18 protein-coding genes are annotated in these 19,670 nt (G+C 67.7%); 8 read left to right on the plus strand and 10 right to left on the minus strand.

The annotated features are described in order from the left end of the window. Positions 1-5: 5 nt before the first annotated feature. The 4 genes from ubiA to ACP7AI_RS15275 all read left to right on the plus strand — a co-directional run bounded on the left by ubiA (position 6) and on the right by ACP7AI_RS15275 (position 3,828). A complete protein-coding gene (gene ubiA / locus ACP7AI_RS15260) occupies positions 6-929 on the plus strand; it encodes a 4-hydroxybenzoate octaprenyltransferase (RefSeq protein ID WP_426169112.1) in 924 nt (307 codons plus the stop codon). 54 nt (positions 930-983) lie between these two features. Further along, complete coding sequence (locus tag ACP7AI_RS15265) at positions 984-1,418, plus strand: hypothetical protein (RefSeq protein ID WP_426169115.1); 435 nt, start codon at positions 984-986, stop codon at positions 1,416-1,418. Between the two features lie 208 nt (positions 1,419-1,626). Then, entirely contained in the window at positions 1,627-2,973 is a 1,347-nt protein-coding gene (locus tag ACP7AI_RS15270) for a TldD/PmbA family protein (RefSeq protein WP_426169118.1), read from the plus strand. A 6-nt stretch (positions 2,974-2,979) separates the two neighbouring features. Beyond that, on the plus strand, positions 2,980-3,828 hold the full coding sequence (locus tag ACP7AI_RS15275) for an inositol monophosphatase family protein (protein WP_426169120.1): 849 nt from the start codon (positions 2,980-2,982) through the stop codon (positions 3,826-3,828). Here the strand turns inward: ACP7AI_RS15275 and ACP7AI_RS15280 are convergent. Together ACP7AI_RS15280 and ACP7AI_RS15285 are read right to left on the minus strand one after the other, a co-directional pair. Beyond that, positions 3,782-4,225 (minus strand): CoA-binding protein, encoded by a 444-nt coding sequence (locus ACP7AI_RS15280; protein ID WP_426169123.1) that lies wholly within the window; start codon positions 4,223-4,225, stop codon positions 3,782-3,784. The genes ACP7AI_RS15275 and ACP7AI_RS15280 overlap by 47 nt on opposite strands. Positions 4,226-4,280: 55 nt before the next feature. Next, positions 4,281-5,306 (minus strand): Mrp/NBP35 family ATP-binding protein, encoded by a 1,026-nt coding sequence (locus ACP7AI_RS15285; RefSeq protein ID WP_426169125.1) that lies wholly within the window; start codon positions 5,304-5,306, stop codon positions 4,281-4,283. A gap of 113 nt (positions 5,307-5,419) precedes the next feature. Between ACP7AI_RS15285 and hflK the strand changes: the two genes are divergently transcribed. The 4 genes from hflK (at position 5,420) to ACP7AI_RS15305 (ending at position 10,842) form a co-directional block, all read left to right on the plus strand. Then, on the plus strand, positions 5,420-6,529 hold the full coding sequence (gene hflK / locus ACP7AI_RS15290) for an FtsH protease activity modulator HflK (RefSeq protein ID WP_426169127.1): 1,110 nt from the start codon (positions 5,420-5,422) through the stop codon (positions 6,527-6,529). Positions 6,530-6,538: 9 nt separating this feature from the next. Then, on the plus strand, positions 6,539-7,384 hold the full coding sequence (hflC, locus tag ACP7AI_RS15295; protein WP_426169130.1) for a protease modulator HflC: 846 nt from the start codon (positions 6,539-6,541) through the stop codon (positions 7,382-7,384). Between the two features lie 208 nt (positions 7,385-7,592). Further along, positions 7,593-9,182 (plus strand): Do family serine endopeptidase, encoded by a 1,590-nt coding sequence (locus ACP7AI_RS15300; RefSeq protein ID WP_426169132.1) that lies wholly within the window; start codon positions 7,593-7,595, stop codon positions 9,180-9,182. A 109-nt stretch (positions 9,183-9,291) separates the two neighbouring features. Further along, a complete protein-coding gene (locus ACP7AI_RS15305) occupies positions 9,292-10,842 on the plus strand; it encodes a helicase HerA-like domain-containing protein (protein WP_426169134.1) in 1,551 nt (516 codons plus the stop codon). Positions 10,843-10,897: 55 nt separating this feature from the next. Here the strand turns inward: ACP7AI_RS15305 and ACP7AI_RS15310 are convergent, their stop codons facing one another. From ACP7AI_RS15310 to thyA, 8 genes are all read right to left on the minus strand, one after another. Then, positions 10,898-11,611, minus strand: a complete 714-nt coding sequence (locus ACP7AI_RS15310) for a DUF642 domain-containing protein (protein ID WP_426169137.1) — start codon at positions 11,609-11,611, stop codon at positions 10,898-10,900. A 168-nt stretch (positions 11,612-11,779) separates the two neighbouring features. Further along, the gene (locus ACP7AI_RS15315) at positions 11,780-12,202 is read right to left on the minus strand and encodes a DUF3035 domain-containing protein (RefSeq protein WP_426169139.1); all 423 of its coding nucleotides are present in this window, start codon (positions 12,200-12,202) and stop codon (positions 11,780-11,782) included. 6 nt (positions 12,203-12,208) lie between these two features. Further along, on the minus strand, positions 12,209-12,673 hold the full coding sequence (lspA, locus tag ACP7AI_RS15320; protein ID WP_426169141.1) for a signal peptidase II: 465 nt from the start codon (positions 12,671-12,673) through the stop codon (positions 12,209-12,211). Then, positions 12,670-15,669, minus strand: a complete 3,000-nt coding sequence (locus ACP7AI_RS15325; protein WP_426169143.1) for an isoleucine--tRNA ligase — start codon at positions 15,667-15,669, stop codon at positions 12,670-12,672. The genes lspA and ACP7AI_RS15325 overlap by 4 nt, the downstream gene beginning before the upstream one ends. A gap of 181 nt (positions 15,670-15,850) precedes the next feature. Continuing rightward, entirely contained in the window at positions 15,851-16,774 is a 924-nt protein-coding gene (locus tag ACP7AI_RS15330; RefSeq protein ID WP_426169145.1) for a bifunctional riboflavin kinase/FAD synthetase, read from the minus strand. 9 nt (positions 16,775-16,783) lie between these two features. Next, complete coding sequence (locus ACP7AI_RS15335; RefSeq protein WP_426169148.1) at positions 16,784-17,968, minus strand: dipeptidase; 1,185 nt, start codon at positions 17,966-17,968, stop codon at positions 16,784-16,786. Positions 17,969-17,981: 13 nt separating this feature from the next. Then, positions 17,982-18,482 carry a dihydrofolate reductase gene (locus ACP7AI_RS15340; RefSeq protein ID WP_426169151.1) on the minus strand — a complete coding sequence of 167 codons (501 nt, stop codon included), beginning with the start codon at positions 18,480-18,482 and terminating at the stop codon, positions 17,982-17,984. Beyond that, on the minus strand, positions 18,479-19,399 hold the full coding sequence (thyA, locus tag ACP7AI_RS15345; protein ID WP_426169154.1) for a thymidylate synthase: 921 nt from the start codon (positions 19,397-19,399) through the stop codon (positions 18,479-18,481). The genes ACP7AI_RS15340 and thyA overlap by 4 nt, the downstream gene beginning before the upstream one ends. Between the last annotated feature and the right edge of the window lie 271 nt (positions 19,400-19,670).

The raw sequence follows: 19,670 nt of genomic DNA on the forward strand, positions 1-19,670 counted from the left end.
GCACAGTGCCCCCTTCCCCGAAACACGGGGCCACGCCGGATGCCCAGCCGGGCTGGATCGACCGCCTTCCCGCGTCATGGCAGCCCTATGCCCGGCTGGCGCGGCTCGATCGCCCGGCGGGCAGCTGGCTGCTGTTCTGGCCCTGCGCCTGGGGCGTCGCGCTCGCCGACGGGCTGGTCGCCGATGCGGCCCTGATCGCCTGGTTCGCGCTCGGCAGCGTCACCATGCGCGCCGCCGGCTGTGTCTGGAACGATATCATCGACCGCGATCTCGACGCCCAGGTCGAACGCACCCGCGCCCGCCCCGTCGCCAGCGGCGCGATCCCGGTGCGCAAGGCGCTGGCCTTCGCGATCGCCCTGTCGCTGATCGGGCTGCTCGTCGTCCTCCAGCTCCGCCCGCTGGCGCAGTTCGTCGCCGTCGCGAGTCTCGGCCTTGTCGCCGCCTATCCGTTCATGAAGCGCATCACCTGGTGGCCGCAGGCCTGGCTCGGCCTTACCTTCAACTGGGGGGCGCTGGTCGGTTTCGTCGCCATCACGGATCCGGTGCCGGCGATGGCGCTGCTCTATGCCGGCGGCGTCGCCTGGACGCTCGGCTACGACACCATCTACGCGCTGCAGGATATCGAGGACGATGCCATGGCGGGCATAAAGTCCTCCGCCCGCGCGCTCGGCCCCCGCGCCCGCGGCGGCGTGGCGTTCTTCTATGGCGCGGCGCTGCTGCTCTGGGCCGGCGCGCTGTGGCTGGTCCGGCCCGATCCGCTGACACTGCTGGCGCTGCTGCCGCTGGCCGGGCATTTCGCCTGGCAGGTCTGGCGGCTTGCCGACACCGCCCCCACCAATGCGCTGGCGCTGTTCCGCTCGAACCGCACCGCCGGCCTGCTGCTGTTTGCCGCAACCACCGTCACTGCTCTCGACCGCAGTTTTATGTAGCACTCGCTACATAAACGCGGTACGTCTGCAACCCTGATCACAGGGAGACAGGTGATGACGACATTCTGGCGTAACTGGATGCTGGCCTGGTGCCTCGGGGTGACGCTGTTCGGCCTTGTCCTCGCCGGGGCAGGCTTTGCGGAAACGAGCGGCCCGGCGCAGGCGCTTATCGACCGGATGAATGGCGAGCCCCTGCCGCTCGACAGGCCCTTGCGCTTCGCCATCGGCTTGCAGGGCGCGCTGTCGATCGCCATCGCCGGCCTGGCCTGGGGCGCGATCCGCGGCGCCGACGCACTGGGCCCGGATGGCGCGCCGGTGTGGCGCCTGCTCCTGTGGTCGATGCTGGCCTGGTATGTCATCGACAGCGCGATCTCGTGCGCCAACGGTTTCTGGCTCAATGCCGTGTCGAACACGCTGCTGATGGTCGCGCTGCTCGTGCCGCTGATGGCGTCGGGCGTCCTCCGGTCCGCCACCCCGGCGCGGGTCTAGCGCCGGGGGGCCGGCCGGGTGGAGGCCGCTCGCGCCGCGCGGAGGGAAGACGCGCCGCGTTGGAAAGGCTGCGGGTCGATGCCGGATTGGCCGTCGACCCGCGCCGATATCGTGACAAATAGCCGGCGACGTCGCGGCGCGATTGCACAAAAGCGGCAAAAGCGCGTCGGGGCATGACAATCGCCTGTCCACGACCTAAGTCAGGGTCATGCTCTCAGTACCCCAAGCTCTCGACCGCCTCGATGCCGCGCTCGCCGCGGCCCGCACCGCCGGCGCCGATGCCGCCGACGCCCTGTATGTCGGCGACGGGTCGACTTCGGTCAGCGTCCGCCTCGGCAAGCTCGAGGATATCGGCCGCAGCGAAGGCGAGGAGGTCGGCATTCGCGTCTTCGTCGGCCAGCGCTCGGCCAGCGTGTCGTCGTCCGACCTGTCGGTCGCTGCGCTCGCCACCGCCGCCACCCGCGCCGTCGCCATGGCGCGCCTTGCGCCCGAAGACCCCTGGGCCGGGCTCGCCCCTGCCGACCGGCTGTTGCAGGGCGACGCCCCCGACCTCGACATCGACGACGGCGGCGATCCCAGCGCCGAAATGCTCCGTGACCGCGCCATGGCCGCCGAAGATGCCGCCCGTGTCGTCGCCGGCGTCACCAACAGCGAAGGCGGCGGCGGCTCGGCCGGCCGCGTCGTCACGGCGCTCGCCACGTCCACCGGCTTTCGCGGCGGCAAGCGCTCGACGAGCTATGGCTGTTCGGCCAGCGTCCTCGCCGGCGAGGGCGGCGACATGCAGCGCGACTATGCCTGGCATTCGTCGCGGCACTTCAGCGATCTCGAGGATGCCGCCATCATCGGCCGCCGCGCCGGCGGACGCGCCGTCCGGCGCCTCAATCCGATCAAGCTGGAAACCAGCCAGCTGCCGATCATCTTCGACCCGCGTGTCGGCTCGACGCTGATCGGACACCTGGTCGGCGCCATCACCGGCAGCGCCATCACCCGCGGCACCAGTTTCTTGAAGGACGCGCTCGGCACTGCGGTGTTCGGCAGCCACATCACCATCATCGACGATCCGCTGCGCCCGCGCGGCCTGCGCTCACGCGGTTTCGATGGCGAGGGCCTGCCCGTGCAGCGCTCGGCCCTCGTCGATCGCGGTATCCTGACCGGCTGGCTGCTCGATGCCGCCAGCGCGCGGCAGCTCGGCCTGCAGCCGACCGGCCATGCCGCCCGCGGCACCTCGGGGCCACCGGGCGCCGGCGCCAGCAATCTGCATCTCGAGTCCGGCACCGACACGCCGCAGGCACTGATGGCCGGGGTGAAGCGCGGCTTCTACGTCACCGAACTGATCGGCATGGGCGTCAACGGCCTCACCGGCGACTACAGCCGCGGCGCCAGCGGCTTCCTGATCGAGGACGGGGAGATCACCGTGCCCGTCGCCGAAGTGACCATCGCCGGCAATTTGAAGGACATGTTCAAGGCCCTGGTGCCCGCCAACGACCTGCAGTTCCGCCATGCCAGCAACGTGCCGACGCTGCGCATCGACGGGATGACGGTCGCCGGCGCGTGATGCCGCGTGGCTGACTCCGCGGCACCGGCGACGCGACGGCAGAGCGATCTCGCTGTCGCCGTCCGTGCTGCCCACGCCGCCGGCGAACTGGCGCTGCGCCATTTCAACGCCAAGTCGGAATGGTGGGACAAGTCGCCCGGCAACCCGGTCGGCGTCGCCGATCTCGAATGCGACGCCTATCTGAAGGAACGGCTCCTCGGCGCCCGGCCCGACGACGGCTGGCTGTCGGAGGAAACCGCCGACACTGCCGATCGCCTGACCAAGCGGCGCCTGTGGGTCGTCGATCCCATCGACGGCACGCGTGACTTCATCCGCGGTCGCACCGGCTGGGCGGTGTCGGTCGCGCTGGTCGAGGATGGCGAGGTCACCGTCGCTGCCCTGGCCGCTCCGGCGCGCGGGCAGCTGTTCGCCGCCCTGCGCGGCCGCGGTTCACAGCTGAACGGCAAGCGGCTGCGGGTCAGTGGCCTTGCCACGCTCGACGGCATCCGCCTGCCGATCGACGCCGCCAACATGAATGCCGCGTTCTGGCCCGAGCCCTGGCCCGGCGAGGCCGTCGAAAAGCCCAACAGCCTGGCCTTGCGCATGGCCAAGCTGGCGGCGAACGAGGCCGATGCCTGGATGGAGGGCCGCACCATCGCCGAATGGGACGTCGCGGCGTCGGCGCTGATCCTGGCCGAAGCCGGCGGCGTGGTCACCGACCGCGCCGGCGAGCCGCTGGCATTCAACAAGCCCGACCCGGTGCTCCATGGCATCGCCGCCGCGACGCCGGCGCTGCACGGGGTGGTGCGCGACCGGCTCGACCATGCGCTCAGGTCGCTTGCGGCGGCGCGACGGGGTCGATCCCCAGCCGCCTGATCTCGATCTTGGGGCAATGGTCCATGACGACCTTCAGCCCCGCCGCTTCGGCCCTGGCAGCGGCTTCTTGGTTGATCACGCCCAGCTGCATCCAGATCGCCTTGGCACCTGCCGCAATGGCATCGTCGACGATGGGGCCGACGGCGTCCGACCGCCGGAAAATGTCGACGATGTCGATCGGCATGCCGAGCTGGTCGATGCTTTCCCAGACATATTCCCCGAGCACATGCGTGCCGGTGATCTGCGGATTGATCGGCAGCACGCGATAGCCATGCTCCTGCAAGGCACCCATCACGCCATAGCTGGCGCGATCGGGCCGATCCGACGCGCCGACGAGCGCGATGGTGCGGGCATTGGTCAGCAGGTCACGGATCTCGGCATCGGTGGTAAGGGGCATGGGTATTCTCCTTGTCGTTCCCTGGCCTAACGCGAAACGGTGAACGCCGGGTCCGTCACAACCCCACCGTCACCCGCACTGCCTGCGCTATCGCGTCGAACACCGCCGCCTGCTCGCCCTCGCCTGGCCGGCCCGCATCCGACGCCAGCCGCAGCGCGAGGTCGAGCGGCACGCGCCCCAGGAACGGCACGCCCATCGCCGTCGCCTCGTCCTCGGCGCCACCATGGCCGAACGGGTCGCTGGCCTCGCCGCAATGCGGGCAGCGATAGCCGCTCATGTTCTCGACGATGCCCAGCACCCGCACGTCGACCTCGGCGAACATCGCGACCGCGCGGCGCGCGTCGATCAACGCGAGGTCCTGCGGCGTCGACACGATCACCGCGCCGTCGGGCTTCAGCTTTTGCGCCAGCGTCAGCTGGATGTCGCCGGTGCCAGGCGGCATGTCGATGACCAGCACGTCGAGCACGCCCCAGTCGGCCTGCTCCACCATCTGCACCAGCGCCGAGCTCGCCATTGGCCCGCGCCAGACGATCGCCTTGTTCGGATCGGTCATCATGCCCATCGACAGCGCCTTGATGCCATGCGCCGCCGCCGGTTGCAGCCGGTTGCCGGCCAGCGCGGCGCGGCCGGTGACCCCGAGCAGCGTCGGCACCGACGGCCCGTAGATGTCGGCGTCGAGCAGGCCCACGGCAAAGCCCTGCCGGGCCAGCGCCACCGCCAGGTTGACCGCCACCGTCGACTTGCCGACTCCGCCCTTGCCGCTGGCGACCGCCACCAGCTTGCGGATGCCGGGCACCGTGGGTGCCACCGGCCGGGCGCCCGGTGCCGGCGCGCCGGTGCGATCGGCGGTCAGGATGATGCGCGCCGCCGTCACGCCCTCCACCCGGTTGACCGCCACCTCGACCGCCGCCTGCAGGCGCTCCGCCGCGACCCGGTCGAGGCCGTCGACGGCCAGCACCAGCCCGACGCTGCCATCCGCACGCGCGACGATCCCGCTCGCCCGGCCGGCGGTGATGACGCTGCCCCCGGCCGGATCGGCGACCCCCGCCAGCGCCGCCGTCACATCGTCTTTCAATGGCATCGAAAATGATCCTTGTAGGGGAGCGGCAACAGCGACATCGGCGCGCCCTCGCAATCCCTGAATGGTCACCGTATATAACCGTCAAGCTTTGGAAGACGAGACCTGGAAACCGGATGCCCTGGCAGAACAACAACGACGGCGGATCGCAGGACCGTGGCCCCTGGGGAGAAGGTGGCGGCTCGGGCGGCGGCGATGGCCCGCCACCGCGCAATCCGTGGGGTGATGGCCCGCCGCGCCGGCCGAATGGCCCGCGCCCCGGCGGCAATCGTGATTTCGACGACATCATCCGCCGCGGCCAGGAAAAGCTGCGCCAGTCGTTTCCCGGCACCGGCGGCGGCCGCGGCGGCTTCGATCCGCTCGGCGGCACCAATTGGCTGTGGATCGCCGGTGGCCTGTTCATCCTCTGGATCGCGCTGAGCAGCGTCTACAAGGTCGATGCCCAGGATCGCGGCGTCGTGCTGCGCTTTGGCGCCTATGCCGGCACCACCGACCCGGGCCTGCACTTCAAGCTGCCCTGGCCCATCGACAGCGTCGTCATGCGCAAGGTGGAGCAGATCAATTCGGTCGACATCGGCGCCGGGGACGGCAGCAACGAGAACCTGATGCTGACCGGCGACCAGAACCTCATCAACCTTGCCTACGCCGTGCGCTGGAAGATCCGCAATCCGGAGCTGTTCCAGTTCGAGCTCGCCGAGCCCGAGCAGACCGTCCGCGAAGTCGGCGAATCGGCGATGCGCGCCGAAATCTCGAAGGCATCGCTGACCGACGCCATCGGACCGCAGCGCGCCCAGATCGCCGAGCAGGTGCGTGAGCGGATGCAGGAGATTCTCGACAGCTATCGTTCGGGCATCGAAGTCCGCGGCGTCGACATCAAGCAGGCCGATCCTCCCGCCGCCGTCGACGACGCCTTCAAGGACGTGACGGCCGCGCAGCAGGATTCGCAGGCCTATCTGAACAAGAGCCGGGCCTATGCCCAGCAGGTGCTCAACCGCGCCCTCGGCGAGGCGGCACAGTTCGACGCGCTTTATGCCCAGTACAAGCTGGCCCCCGAGGTGACCCGCAAGCGGCTGTACCTCGAGACCATGGAGAATGTGCTGTCGAAGGTCGACAAGACCGTCGTCGAGCCCGGCAGCGTGCAGACCTATCTGCCACTGCCCGAAGTCCAGAAGCGCGCACGGCCGGCCGATACGGCCACGACCGTCACCGCGTCGCCCGCACAGTAAGGCGCAGCCATGACCCTGACCCGCAACCCCATCCTCTGGGCCGCCCTCGCCTTCGTGCTGATCGTCGTCGCGATGGCGAGCCTGTACACCGTGCCCGAGACCAAGCAGGCCATCGTGCTCCGCCTCGGCAAGCCCGAGCGGATCGTCAACGCCTATGACGTCAAGGCGCCGTTCGGCACGTCGGGTGCCGGCCTCGTCATGAAGGTGCCGTTCGTCGAGAACGTCATCTTCGTCGACAAGCGGGTGCTCGACCTCGACATGGAGGCACAGACGGTGCTGACGACCGACCAGTTGCGCCTGGTTGTCGACGCCTTCGCCCGCTTCCGCATCATCGATCCGCTGCGCATGGTGCAGACCGTGGGCTCTGAACAGAATGCCAATGACGCGCTGAAACGCATTCTGGCATCCAAGCTCAGGAACGAACTCGGCAAGCAGCCCTTTGCGGCCCTGCTCAGCCCCGAACGCGGCTCGCTGATGGAGGAGATTCAGCAGACGGTGAACCGCCAGGCCCGCCAGTACGGCGCCGAAATCGTCGACGTCCGCATCAAGCGCGCCGACCTGCCGACGGGTGCGACACTCGATTCCGCCTATCAGCGCATGCGTTCGGCGCGGCAGCAGGAGGCGGCGACGATCCGCGCACAGGGCCAAAAGCAGGCGCAGCTGGTCACCGCGGCCGCCGATGCCCAGGCCGCCAGCACCTATGCCACCAGTTTCGGCAAGGACCCCGACTTCTACGCCTTTTACCGCGCCATGCAGGCGTATCGGACGACGTTCAGCGACAACAGCTCCACGGTTATCCTGTCGCCGAACAACGAGTTCCTGCGGGAATTCGAAGGTCGGCGGCCCAATCGCTAGCAGCACAGACCGGGAGCCCGTGCCATTCGCCGGCTCCCGGCAACGTTTCGTCGTGCACAGCCTTCCGTTCATCGCAGGTTAGTTTCCGGCGCGGCAAGGGTGCGATGATGTCGCGGCACAGCTTTTCCGGCGGGTCTGCCCCTTGCCTGCCGGATGCCGACACCGCACATCATGGACAGTTTCCCGATCCCGAAAGGTTCGCCATCCCGTGCGTATTGCCCGCAGCCTGATCCCAGCCGCCCTGATCCTCGGTGGCGCCGCCGCCGTATTGATGCCCGCCGGTGCGCAGACCCCCAATCAGCCGCAGCCGTCCGCGACCATGCCACCGCCGCAGAACGCCGTGCCGCCGGCCGTGCCGGTGTCGCCCCCGGGCGGTGCGCCGCGCAGCTTCGCCGACCTGACGGCACGGTTGACTCCGGCCGTCGTCAACGTTTCCACGACGCAAAAGGTCGAGGTCGGCAAGATGCGCGGCATCCCGCCCGGCTCTCCGCTCGAGGAGCTGTTCCGCCGCTTCCAGGAACAGCAGGGTGAAGCCGGCGAGCCGGTGACCCGCGAGGCGACGTCGCTCGGGTCGGGCTTCATAATCTCGCCCGACGGCTATGTCGTCACCAACAACCATGTCATCTCGGCCGAGGCGGGCAAGGATTCGCCGGTCGAGACCATCACCGTCACCCTGTCCGACCGCACCGAATACAAGGCGCGTATCGTCGGCCGTGACCCGCTGACCGATCTCGCGCTGCTGAAGATCGACGCGACCAATCTGCCCTATGTGAAGTTCGGCAACAGCCAGGCCGCGCGCGTCGGCGACTGGGCGATCGCCATCGGCAACCCGTTCGGCCTTGGCGGTACCGTTACCGCGGGCATCGTGTCGGCACTCCACCGCAATATCGGCTCCGGCCAGTATGATCGCTACATTCAGACCGATGCGTCGATCAACCAGGGCAATTCCGGCGGGCCGCTGTTCGATCTCGAGGGCAATGTCATCGGCATCAACACCGCGATCTTTTCGCCGACCGGCGGCAATGTCGGGCTCGGCTTCTCGATCCCGGCCGAACTCGCCAAGCCGGTCGTCGACCAGCTGCGCGCCACCGGCACCGTCAAGCGCGGCTATCTGGGCGTCGCCATCCAGCCGCTGTCGACCGACATCGCTGCGGGGCTCGGCTTGCCCAAGGACAAGGGCGAGATCGTTGCCTCGGTGGAGGCCAACGGCCCCGCCGCGCGTGCCGGCATTCGCCAAGGCGACGTCATCGTCAAGATCAACAACAGCGACGTGACCTTCGACAACACGCTGTCCTATGTCGTGGCCAACACCCCGATCGGCGCCACCGTGCCGATCGAGCTGGTCCGTGACGGCACCCGCCGCACGATCACGGCGACGATCAGCCAGCGCCCGGCGGAATCGGTCGTCCAGGCCCGTGCCGGCCTGATCCCCGACGCCACCGATTCGCCTGACAGCAAGACGACGCCGGGTGCCGCATCGGCGCGCGCCAGCCTCGGCATCACCCTCCAGCCGCTGACCGCGCAGTTGCGCCAGCAGCTGAAGATTCCCGAGACCGTCCGCGGTGTCGTCGTCGCCGGCATCAACCCGGCGAGCGATGCGGCGTCGAACGGGCTGCAGCGCGGTGACGTCATCCTGCAGATCAACCAGCGCCCCACCACCACCCCGGCCGAAGCCGCCGAGGCCGTCGATGCCGCCCGCAAGGCCGGCCGCGACACGGTGCTGATGCTGGTCCAGCGCGGCACCAACCCGCCGCGTTATGCAGGGATCAAGCTGATGGCGAAGGGCGACGGAAAGTAGCGCCAGGCGCCGAGACGTTGCGGCGCGGGCCTCCCCGCGCTGCAACGCCCCTCCCCTTCTACCTCCGCCCAAAACCCGCTATCCCCGTGTCACAAGCAGGGGAACAGCAATGGCCGACAGCATCTTCATCGGTAAGGGCGAGGAGCACGCGCAGGCGCTGGTCCTGAAACGCGCCAATCGCCACGGGCTCATCGCCGGCGCCACCGGTACCGGCAAGACCGTCACGCTGCAGACATTGGCCGAAGGCTTTTCGCGCGAAGGCGTGCCGGTATTCCTCGCCGATGTGAAGGGCGATATCGCCGGCATGGCGATGGCCGGCAGCAGCGATGCCGGCTGGACGGCCAAGCGCGCCACCGAGATCGGCGTCACCGATTACGACTATGCCGCCAACCCGGTCGTTTTCTGGGACCTGTTCGGCGACCAGGGCCACCCCGTCCGCACCACCATCAGCGAAATGGGTCCGCTGCTGCTCGCCCGGCTGATGGGGCTCAACGAAACCCAGGAGGGCGTGCTGTCGGTCGCTTTCCGCTACGCCGACGACCTCGGCCTGTTGCTCCTCGACCTGAAGGACCTGCAGGCGATGCTGACCTTCTGCGCCGAAAATGCCGGCGAGCTGGCGAGCAGGTACGGCAATGTCACCAAGGCGACGATCGGCATCATCCAGCGCCAGCTGCTCCAGCTCGAAGGCCAGGGCGCGACGCATTTCTTCGGCGAACCGGCGTTCGACATTCATGATTTCATGCATGTCGACGGCAACGGCATGGGCCAGGTCAACATCCTCGCTGCCGACAAGCTGATGCAATCGCCGCGGCTCTATGCCAGCTTCCTGCTCTGGCTGCTGTCGGAACTGTTCGAGACACTGCCGGAGATCGGCGACCCCGAAAAGCCCAGGCTGGTGTTCTTCTTCGACGAAGCCCATCTGCTGTTCGACGAAGCGCCGCCGGCGCTGCTCGACAAGGTCGAACAGGTCGTGCGCCTGGTCCGCTCCAAGGGCGTCGGCGTTTACTTCATCAGCCAGAACCCGATCGACATCCCCGAAAAGGTCGCCGGCCAGCTCGGCAACCGTGTCCAGCACGCATTGCGCGCCTTTACGCCGCGCGATCAAAAGGCCGTGCAGTCGGCGGCGACGACATTCCGGGCAAATCCCAGGGTCGATGTCGCGACGGCAATAACCGAGCTGAAGGTCGGCGAGGCGCTGGTGTCGCTGCTGCAGGCCGACGGCGCGCCTTCGATGGTCGAGCGCACGCTGATCATGCCGCCGCGCTCGCGGGTCGGGCCGGTCACGCCGGCGGAGCGCGAGGCGATCCTGCGTGCCAGCCCCTATGGCGACAAATACCGCCAGAGCGTCGACCGCGAATCGGCCTATGAAAAGCTGAACACCCGTGCCCTGGCAGCGGCCGAGCAGGCGGCGCAGTCGGCGGCCGAAGTCGCAGCGCGGAAACAGGCGACGTTGCAGGCCAAGCTCGACGCCGCCGAAGCCGCCGCAGCGGCCAAGCAGGCGGCGGCGGCAGCGCGCGCCGAGGCCGCGGCACGCCGCGCCCAGCCGGCAAGCTTTACCGAGAAGCTGATCCAGTCGACGATCCGGTCGGCGGCATCATCGGCGGGCCGGCAGCTGACGACCAAGCTGCTGCGCGGCCTGCTCGGCGGCTTGCTGAAATAACGAAAACGGCCGCGGTGCCATCGCACCGCGGCCGTTTGTTCGTCGGGTCGCCAGGTCAGGCGGCGACGGCGGTCTTGCGACGGCGGGCCGCGAAGCCGATCATGCCGAAGCCGGCGATCATCATCATCCAGCTTTCGGGCTCAGGCACCTGGGTGGCGAAGGTCTGCGCGATGGCAACATTATCGAGCGCGATGCCGGCAGACTTCAACGATGCGCGCGCGCTGGCAGCCAGCGGCACGCCGGCAAAGGTGAGCAGCGCGGTGTTCCCCGTCGCAATGAACGTGTAGCTTTGCGTCGACCAGTTCATGTCGGCCCGCGTGCGGGTCGGATCGAGGAACGTGAAGGTCGTCGGCGTCAGGGCGCCGACCGACAGCAACAGCGAACGCGGCGCCGCGCCAGCGCCGGGGTTCGACGAGATATCGAACGTGATGGTGTACGAGAATCCGGTGGTAAGGCCGGTCAGCGTCTGGGAGATCGAGCCGGCATCACGAGCCGCGAGATCGAGGCTGTAGCTACCATCCGACGCCTGCCAGAAGCTGCGGACGACATCGACGCCGGCGCTCCCCAGCGGGCCCGACAGGCCGACCATCCAGCCCGGCAGAGCAACGGCGTTGGGCGCCAGCACTTCGCGATAGCTGTTGTTGGCCGGCGTCGCCGGAATGGTGATGCCAACCGTCTCGAAGCTGCCATTGACGATCGACACGGCACTGGCGGCCCCGGCCGATCCGATGGCCGCGATAGCGGCGGCAACGGCGAATATCTTGTTCATTTCTCAACCCCCAGATGATTTGTTCAGTGAATGCATTGCAAGTTCCGGGCCAACCAACACGCCTGCCAGATTCAATGATATTTCAGAGTGTTAGGAGATAAAAAAGGGGTTAACAGAATATTAGTGTAAAATCTGCCGACACTTTGAACATTACTGGACCGATCCGTGTCAGTTCGGCGCCGTCACGGCTGCAACCTCGGCATTGCGCGTCGCCGCCGGGGCATCCATCAGTTCCCGCAGGAAGGCGCCCTTGTTGACCGTCGGCGTCTGAGGGTCGCCAGCCTGGCTGCGGATCGACGGATCGGTGGCGGCCGCACCGGCACGATCGAGCAGCTGCTGCTCGGCCGGCGACTTCGGCGGCACCTTCACGCCGGGGCCGAACAGCGCCTCCATCGCGGCACCCTGGGCATCCTGGCCTGCGGCGCGCGGCGCGCCAGGCCGCGGCGGCGTCAGCGCGAAATCCTGCGGCACGACCAGTGGCGCATTGCGGCTGATCGCCAGCTCGTCGGGTGCATTATGCGCCGCCAGGCCCGATTTCCCGCACGCCGCCAGCGCCATCGCCGCGCCGCAAATCACCAGAATATTACGCATGACCCATCATCCTTTCGGCGCCAGCAGCGCCCGCAGCAGCAGCAATAGCACACCTGCGGTGATCGCTGCATCAGCAACGTTGAACACCCAGAAACTGTGCGCACCCCAGAAGAAGTGCAGGAAATCGACGACATAACCGAACCGTACGCGATCGATGATGTTGCCCAGCGCTCCGCCCAGGATCAGCCCCAGCGCCACGACCTCGCCGCGCTGCTTCTCGCGCGCGATCCACACCGCGACGATCAGCGCGATGCCCGCCGTCAGCGCGACCAGCAGCCAGCGCCCGCCGTCCGAATTGGCGCGGAACATGCCCATCGACACACCTATATTGCCGACGAACGTCAGCCGGAAAAACGGCAGCACATCGACAAAGCCGCGTTCTGGCAGCCGCACGATCGCCAGGATCCAGTATTTGACCAGCTGGTCGATAGCGAAAACGACGGCGGCAAGCCCGTAACCCAGCCGCATCATGCCGCGACGACTTCCGCACAGCGGCTGCACAGGCCGGTTTCCGGTACCACATCGGGCAGGTGCCGCCAGCAGCGGGCACATTTCTCGTCACCCACAGGCCCCACCGACAGGCCCTCGCCACCATCGGTCTTCTGCACCAGCACCCGGCCGACGATCAGCATTTCGGCCAGGTCGACCCCCGACAGCTCGACGAAGCGGTCCTCGTCGGCGACCTGGATATCGACCCCGGCCTCCAGGAAGCTGCCGATCACCTTGTCACGGCGCAGCACTTCCAGCTGCAGATACACGGTGTCGCGCAGCACCCGCAGGCGGCCGATGCGCGCCGACAGCGCATCGTCGCGCCAGCCGCTGTCGATCGCCGGCCATTCGAGCAGATGGACCGAGCCACCATCCGGGTTCAGCGTGCCCCACACCTCCTCCGCGGTGAACACCAGCACCGGCGCCAGCCAGCGCGTCAACGCCTGGAACAACGTGTCGAGCACGGTGCGATAGGCGCGCCGCTTGGGGTCGTGCACCCCGTCGCAATAGAGCGAATCCTTGCGGATATCGAACACGAACGCCGACAGGTCGTTGTTCACGAAGGTCGAGATCGTCGTGACATAGGTGTTGAAATCATAGTTGCCGACCGCCACCCGCAGCTCGCTGTCGATCACCGCCAGACGGTGCAGCACCCAGCGCTCCAGCTCCGGCATGTGCTCAGGCCCCACCCGCTCGCTCGCGTCGAAGCCTTCGAGCGCGCCGAGCAGGTAGCGGAAGGTATTGCGCAGCTTGCGATACTGGTCGGCGACACCGGCCAGGATCTCCTTGCCGATGCGGTGATCCTCGGTGAAATCGACCGTCGCCGCCCACAGCCGCAGGATATCGGCGCCATATTCGCGCATCAGGTCGAGCGGATTGGTGGTGTTGCCGAGCGATTTCGACATCTTGCGGCCCGACTGGTCCATGGTGAACCCATGGGTCAGCACGGCATTGTACGGCGCCCGGCCACGCGTGCCGCAGCTTTGCAGCAGGCTCGACTGGAACCAGCCGCGATGCTGATCGCTGCCTTCGAGGTACAGGTCCGCCGGCCATTTCAGATCGGGCCAGCGGCCGGATGCCAGCACGAAGGCATGGGTGCAGCCGCTGTCGAACCAGACATCGAGAATGTCGGTGACGCGCTCATAATCGGCGAGGTCGTGATCCGGCCCGAGCAGGTCGGCGGCGGCCGCCTCGCTCCAGGCATCGACGCCCTGTTCGCGCACCGCGGCGACGATGCGCGCGTTGACTTGCGGGTCGCTGAGATACTTCCCCGTCGCGCGATCGACGAACAGCGTGATCGGCACGCCCCAGGCGCGCTGCCGCGAGATCACCCAGTCGGGCCGCCCCTCGACCATCGATCCCAGCCGGTTGCGACCCTTTTCGGGAATGAAGCGGGTGTGGGCGATGGCGCGCATCGCCGTCTTGCGCAACGTCGTACCTTCGGGATCGGTGTCATAGGCCGAATCCGAACCGCCCCGGCCATCCCAGGGCAGTTCCACATCCTGGTCCATCGGGATGAACCACTGCGGGGTGCAGCGGTAGATGACCTTCTTCTTCGACCGCCACGAGTGCGGATAGCTGTGCTGGAACTTGTCCGCCGCCAGCAGCGCCCCGGCCTCGCGCAGCGCCGAGCAGATGGCGCCATCGGGGGCATTCAACTTGTCGCTGATGACATTGCCCTGGCCCTGCAGCCACAGCCAGTCGGGCCGATCGGTGCGATAGGTGCCATCGCCGAGCACAGCGAACACCGGATCGATGCCATGCGCCTTGCACAGGGTGAAATCGTCCTCGCCATGGTCGGGCGCCATATGGACGAGCCCCGTGCCGGCGTCGGTGGTGACGAAATCGCCGGGCAGGAACGGACGCGGCGTCGCGTAGAAGCCGCCAAGATGGTGGAGGGGGTGACGGGCCAGCGTGCCGGCAAGGTCGGAGCCCTTGATCGTGGACACCCGGACCTGCCCACCGTCCTCGTCGGTCACCGCGGCAAGTGCAAACCGCATGCCGGTGATGCCGAGGTCCGTCACGTCGATCGAAGCAAGCGCCGCGTTCAGCCGGGCGTTGACCGCCTCCAGCAGCGGCTGGGCGATAAGGAACAACTGTCCATCGGCAAACCACGGCACGACATCGGCGACGCGCGCCATGGCCTCGCTTGACGCGTCATCCGACACATCGCCATCGAATCCGAGCCACAGGTCCGCCAGCGCGTATTCGACATCCGGCCCATAGGCCAAGGCCTGGTTGACCGGGATGGTCCACGGCGTTGTCGTCCAGATCACCGCATAGGAGCCTATCAGTTCCTCGATCGGCGCCTCCACGATCTCGAACGCCACATCGACCTGTGTCGAGATGATGTCCTCATATTCGATCTCGGCCTCGGCGAGCGCGGTCTTTTCCACCGGCGACCACATCACCGGCTTGGCGCCGCGATAAAGCTGGCCCGAATCCGCGAACTTCAGCAATTCCGACACGATCGTCGCCTCGGCCTGGAAATCCATTGTCAGATAGGGATGGTCCCAGTCGCCGTTGATGCCCAGCCGCTTCAGCTGCTCGCGCTGCACATCGACCCAGCTTTGCGCATAGGCGCGGCATTCGGCGCGGAATTCCTTCGCCGGCACCTCGTCCTTGTTGAGCTTTTTCGCCCGGTATTTCTCCTCGACCTTCCATTCGATCGGCAGCCCGTGGCAGTCCCAGCCCGGCACGTAGGGCGCATCCTTGCCGAGCAGGCTCTGCGTCCGCACCACCAGGTCCTTCAGGATATGGTTGAGCGCATGGCCGATGTGCATGTCGCCATTGGCATAGGGCGGGCCGTCGTGGAGGGTGAACGTCTCGCGCCCCTGCCGGCTCTCGCGCAGCCGCTCGTACAGGCCGTCGGCGCGCCACTTCGCCAGGATGGTCGGCTCCTTTTCGGGGAGGCCAGCCTTCATGGGGAAATCGGTCTTCGGCAGGAAGACGGTGCTGCGGTAATCAGGGAGGGTCATGGTGGGACGCGTCTAGGGCAGCGGCGACCGCATTTCTACCCCTCTCCCGCCTGCGGGAGAGGCGAGAGACGCGCCACTTGGCGCGGCCCGGGTGAGGGTGTTTTCACGCGCCGACGCCGGGCACACCCTCCCCCGCCGCGCGGGCGCGCGCGTCGCCTCTCCCGCAAGCGGGAGAGGAAAGCTAAGCCAGCACCCCTCGCGCCGCATCCGCATCCGCGGCAATCTGCGCCTTCAGCGCGTCCAGCCCATCCAGCTTCATCTCCGGCCGCAGATAGGCCACCAGCTCGACCTCGATGACCTTGCCGTACAAATCGCCATCCCAATCCATCAGCCAGGTTTCGAGCAGTTCCACCGGCGGCTCGATCATCGGCCGGATGCCGAGGTTGGCGACGCCGGCGACGCGCTTGCCGCCCGGCAGCCGCACCCGAACCGCGTAAACGCCATAGGCCGGCCGCTGGTAATCGCCGAGCCGCAGGTTGGCGGTCGGAAACCCAAGCGTCCGCCCCAGCTTGGCGCCATGCTCGACCATGCCGCGGATGGTGAACGGCCGGGTCAGCAGCGTCGCAGCACCGGCCGGATCGGCTTCGCGCAACAGCGCCCGCACCCGGCTCGACGAGATGGTGCCGCCGCTGTCAGCGACCGGCGCCACGACCTCGGCCGTAAAGCCAAGCGCCTCGCCCAGCGCCGCCAACTCGGCGACATCGCCGCTGCGGCCCTTGCCGAAGGTGAAATCGCCGCCGGTGACGACGCCCGTCAGCCCCAGCCGCCGCACCAGCCACTGGTTGACGAAATCGGGCCCCGACAGCGCCGCCAGTTCGCGAGTGAAGGGGATCATCACCGTCGCGTCGATGCCGAACGCCGCCAGCAGGTCCATGCGCTGCGACACCATCGTCAGCGCGAACGGCGCCAGTTCGGGCTTGAACAGCCGCGCCGGGTGCGGGTCGAAACTCGCCACAAGCGCCGGCACCTCGCGTTCCCGCGCCAGCGCCAGCGCGCGGCCGACGACGGCCTGGTGGCCGGCGTGAAAGCCGTCGAAATTGCCCAGCGCCGCGACGCCGCCGCGAAACCGTTCGGGCAGTATCGCCCCGCCTGTGATGCGTTCCATGCCCTGCGCTTATGCGGGCAACGGCTTGGGGGCAAGCGGCCGCAACCCCGCCGCGATCAGCCGCAAGGCGTTGCCGCCCATCACCTTGGCGATATCGGCCTCCGCCATGCCGGCGCGCAGCAGCGCATCGGTGATGGCGGCGACATGGGCGGTATCGAAGCCCGTCGTGGTCGCCCCGTCGAAATCCGACCCCAGCCCGACATGGTCCACCCCAGCCACCCGCACGGCATGGACGATCGCCCGGGCCGTCGCATCGGGCGTCGCCGCGCAGACCGCCGCGTCCCAGTAACCGATGCCGATCATGCCGCCATTGGCCGCCAATTGCCGCAGTTCCGCATCGGTCAGGTTGCGATTGGTGTCGCACGTCGCCTTGACGCCGCCATGGCTGACGACGACCGGCCGCGTCGCCATCGCCATCACATCGGCAAAGGCGCGGTGGCTGCTGTGCGCCAGGTCGATGATGATGCCCTTTTGCTCCATCGCCGCCACCGCCTGGCGGCCGAGCGGCGTCAGCCCGTACTTGCCCTCGCCATGCATCGACCCGGCGATCTGATTGTCGAAGAAATGCGCCAATCCCATCATGCGAAAGCCGGCACGATACAGCACGTCGATATTGGCGACCTTCCCTTCGAGGTTCTGCGTGCCCTCGGTCGACAGCAGCGCACCAGTGACCAGCTGACCCGCCGCCCGTGCGGCGAGCAGGCGGTCGACATCGTCCGGGCCGCGCACGATCAGCAGCCGGCCCTCGGCACGTGTCGCGGCGGCACGCAGCTTTTCGGCATGCCACAGCGAGCGTTCGAGCAGGCTCGTCCAGGTCCGCACCGGCTGGGCCTGGGCCACCGCCAGCAGCGTGATGTTGTCGGTCCGGTCGCTGTTGGACTCGTAATTCTGGCCCTTGGGGGTCTTGGTGACGCTCGAAAACACCTGCAGTGCGACATTGCCGGCCTCCAGCCGCGGCAGGTCGACATGGCCGCGCGTCGCCAGCGCATCCAGGTGCCGCTGCCACATCAGCGTGTCGCTGTGCAGGTCGACGATCGTCAGCCTTTTGTGCAGCGCCGCGGCCTCCGCCGACACCGGCCAGCGACCGCCGGCAACCTTGTTCATCGATTTCTCGGCCAGCATGGGGGCGAGGCCGAAGAAGCCCGCTACCGCGACGGCGAAGATGACCAGCAGGCCGATCAGAAATTTGCGCATGGTCCCCCGATTGTCACGCCCGCACCAACGTCACGAAGGCAAAGCCCGGCCGTTCGCCGTCGGCCGGATGCGCCTCGCGCGTCACCTCGCGCCAGCGCGCCGGATCGAACGCCGGCAGCAACGTGTCTCCCACGGGCTCGGCATCGACCTCGGTCAATTCGATCCGCGTCGCCGACGGCAGCGCCTCGGCATAGACCTGCGCCCCGCCGATGACCATGATGCCATCGGCGCGGGCCCGCGGGTCAAGCCCGGCAGCCGCCACCGCCTCCGCCAGGTTCGGCACCACGGTGACCCCATCGGCCCGCCAGCCGCCATCGCGCGTCAGCACGATGTTGTGGCGGCCGGGCAGCGGCTTGCCGATCGATTCGAAGGTCTTCCTGCCCATGATCACCGGCTTGCCGACGGTCATCCGCTTGAAGCGCTTCAAATCCTCCGGGATCTGCCAGGGCAGCGCGCCATCCTTGCCGATGACGCCGTTGCGCGCCCGCGCCACGACCAGCACCAGATCGATCATACCGCCACCGGCGCCGGGATATGCGGGTGCGGATCATAGCCGGTGACGATGAAATCCTCCGGGCGGTAGCCGAAGATGTCGTCCGGCCGGCGCACGATATCCAGTGTGGGAAATGCCCGCGGCGTTCGCGCCAGTTGCTGTGTTACCAGATGCTCGTGATTGACGTATAAATGACAGTCCGCGCCCATCCAGACAATTTCGGCCGGCCTGAGATCGCATTGTTGCGCCAGCATGCGAAGAAGCAGCGACGCTTCGAAGATGTTGAAGGCGAAACCCAGTCCGAGGTCGCACGACCGCTGATACAAAATGCCGCTGAGACTGTTTTCGTTAACGAAATATTGATATGTCATATGGCACGGCGGCAACGCCATCTGATCGAGTTCGGCCACGTTCCAGCCGGTAAAAATGTGGCGACGGCTATTGGGGTTGTGCTTCAGACCATGAACAAGGGCCGAAATCTGGTCGAAGCCGGCGGGGCTGCGTGCGTAATGCCCGTCGCCGGTCGTGTCATAGGTCGGCCAGTGCCGCCATTGCGCGCCGTAAACCGGACCCAGATCGCCCCATTCCGCCGCAAAATCCGCGTCGGCCAGGATGCGCGCCTCGAAGCCATCCCGGTCGAGCCCCTCGCCAGTCGCGGCGTTGAACCGCGCCAATGGCCAGTCGGTCCAGATATGGACGCCCTGCGCAACGAGCGTCCGGATATTGCGGTCGCCCGACAGGAACCAGATCAACTCCTTCACCGCCGATTTCCAGAAGACGCGCTTCGTCGTCAGCAACGGGATCGTGCCGTCGGACAGGTCGAACCGCATGGTCTCGCCGAACAGCGCCCGGGTGCCGGTGCCGGTCCGGTCGCCGCGCAGCGCGCCGCCGTCCCAGACACGGCGCATCAGGTCGAGATACTGCAATTCGGCGGTCATGACCCCCTATCGGGGATATGGGGCGGCGAAATCAACCGCGGCATTGCACGCAGGCGCCGAGCACCGCCGCGAGGGCGCAGGGCCCGGCTGCTTGGCTACCGGGGTTCGACGGAACCGCGTCCGGCACCCGTCCAGAACGATCGGCGGCGGCGGCGCAGTGGAGTCTTGACCCTGCACAACCGCCAGCGGCTGCCGAGGGTGCCCCTGGGCACGGCGACACGGGCACACGGTCCTCCTCGTCTGCCGCCGTGCCGTGTTCAAGGGGCACCCA

Source organism: Sandarakinorhabdus sp. DWP1-3-1 (assembly GCF_049896705.1).
Classification (GTDB): domain Bacteria; phylum Pseudomonadota; class Alphaproteobacteria; order Sphingomonadales; family Sphingomonadaceae; genus Sandarakinorhabdus.

Bases quoted from the DNA above. Each gene is read 5' to 3' on its own strand.
- lspA (WP_426169141.1), bottom strand. From the start codon at position 12,673: ATGATGCGGCTGGGTTACGGGCTTGCCGCCGTCGTTTTCGCTATCGAC.
- ACP7AI_RS15330 (WP_426169145.1), bottom strand. From the start codon at position 16,774: ATGGAACGCATCACAGGCGGGGCGATACTGCCCGAACGGTTTCGCGGC.
- ACP7AI_RS15305 (WP_426169134.1), top strand. From the start codon at position 9,292: ATGGCCGACAGCATCTTCATCGGTAAGGGCGAGGAGCACGCGCAGGCG.
- ACP7AI_RS15265 (WP_426169115.1), top strand. From the start codon at position 984: ATGACGACATTCTGGCGTAACTGGATGCTGGCCTGGTGCCTCGGGGTG.
- ACP7AI_RS15285 (WP_426169125.1), bottom strand. From the start codon at position 5,306: ATGCCATTGAAAGACGATGTGACGGCGGCGCTGGCGGGGGTCGCCGAT.
- ACP7AI_RS15325 (WP_426169143.1), bottom strand. From the start codon at position 15,669: ATGACCCTCCCTGATTACCGCAGCACCGTCTTCCTGCCGAAGACCGAT.
- ACP7AI_RS15340 (WP_426169151.1), bottom strand. From the start codon at position 18,482: ATGATCGATCTGGTGCTGGTCGTGGCGCGGGCGCGCAACGGCGTCATC.
- ACP7AI_RS15280 (WP_426169123.1), bottom strand. From the start codon at position 4,225: ATGCCCCTTACCACCGATGCCGAGATCCGTGACCTGCTGACCAATGCC.
- ACP7AI_RS15310 (WP_426169137.1), bottom strand. From the start codon at position 11,611: ATGAACAAGATATTCGCCGTTGCCGCCGCTATCGCGGCCATCGGATCG.
- ACP7AI_RS15335 (WP_426169148.1), bottom strand. From the start codon at position 17,968: ATGCGCAAATTTCTGATCGGCCTGCTGGTCATCTTCGCCGTCGCGGTA.
- hflK (WP_426169127.1), top strand. From the start codon at position 5,420: ATGCCCTGGCAGAACAACAACGACGGCGGATCGCAGGACCGTGGCCCC.
- hflC (WP_426169130.1), top strand. From the start codon at position 6,539: ATGACCCTGACCCGCAACCCCATCCTCTGGGCCGCCCTCGCCTTCGTG.
- ACP7AI_RS15315 (WP_426169139.1), bottom strand. From the start codon at position 12,202: ATGCGTAATATTCTGGTGATTTGCGGCGCGGCGATGGCGCTGGCGGCG.
- ACP7AI_RS15270 (WP_426169118.1), top strand. From the start codon at position 1,627: ATGCTCTCAGTACCCCAAGCTCTCGACCGCCTCGATGCCGCGCTCGCC.
- thyA (WP_426169154.1), bottom strand. From the start codon at position 19,399: ATGACCGCCGAATTGCAGTATCTCGACCTGATGCGCCGTGTCTGGGAC.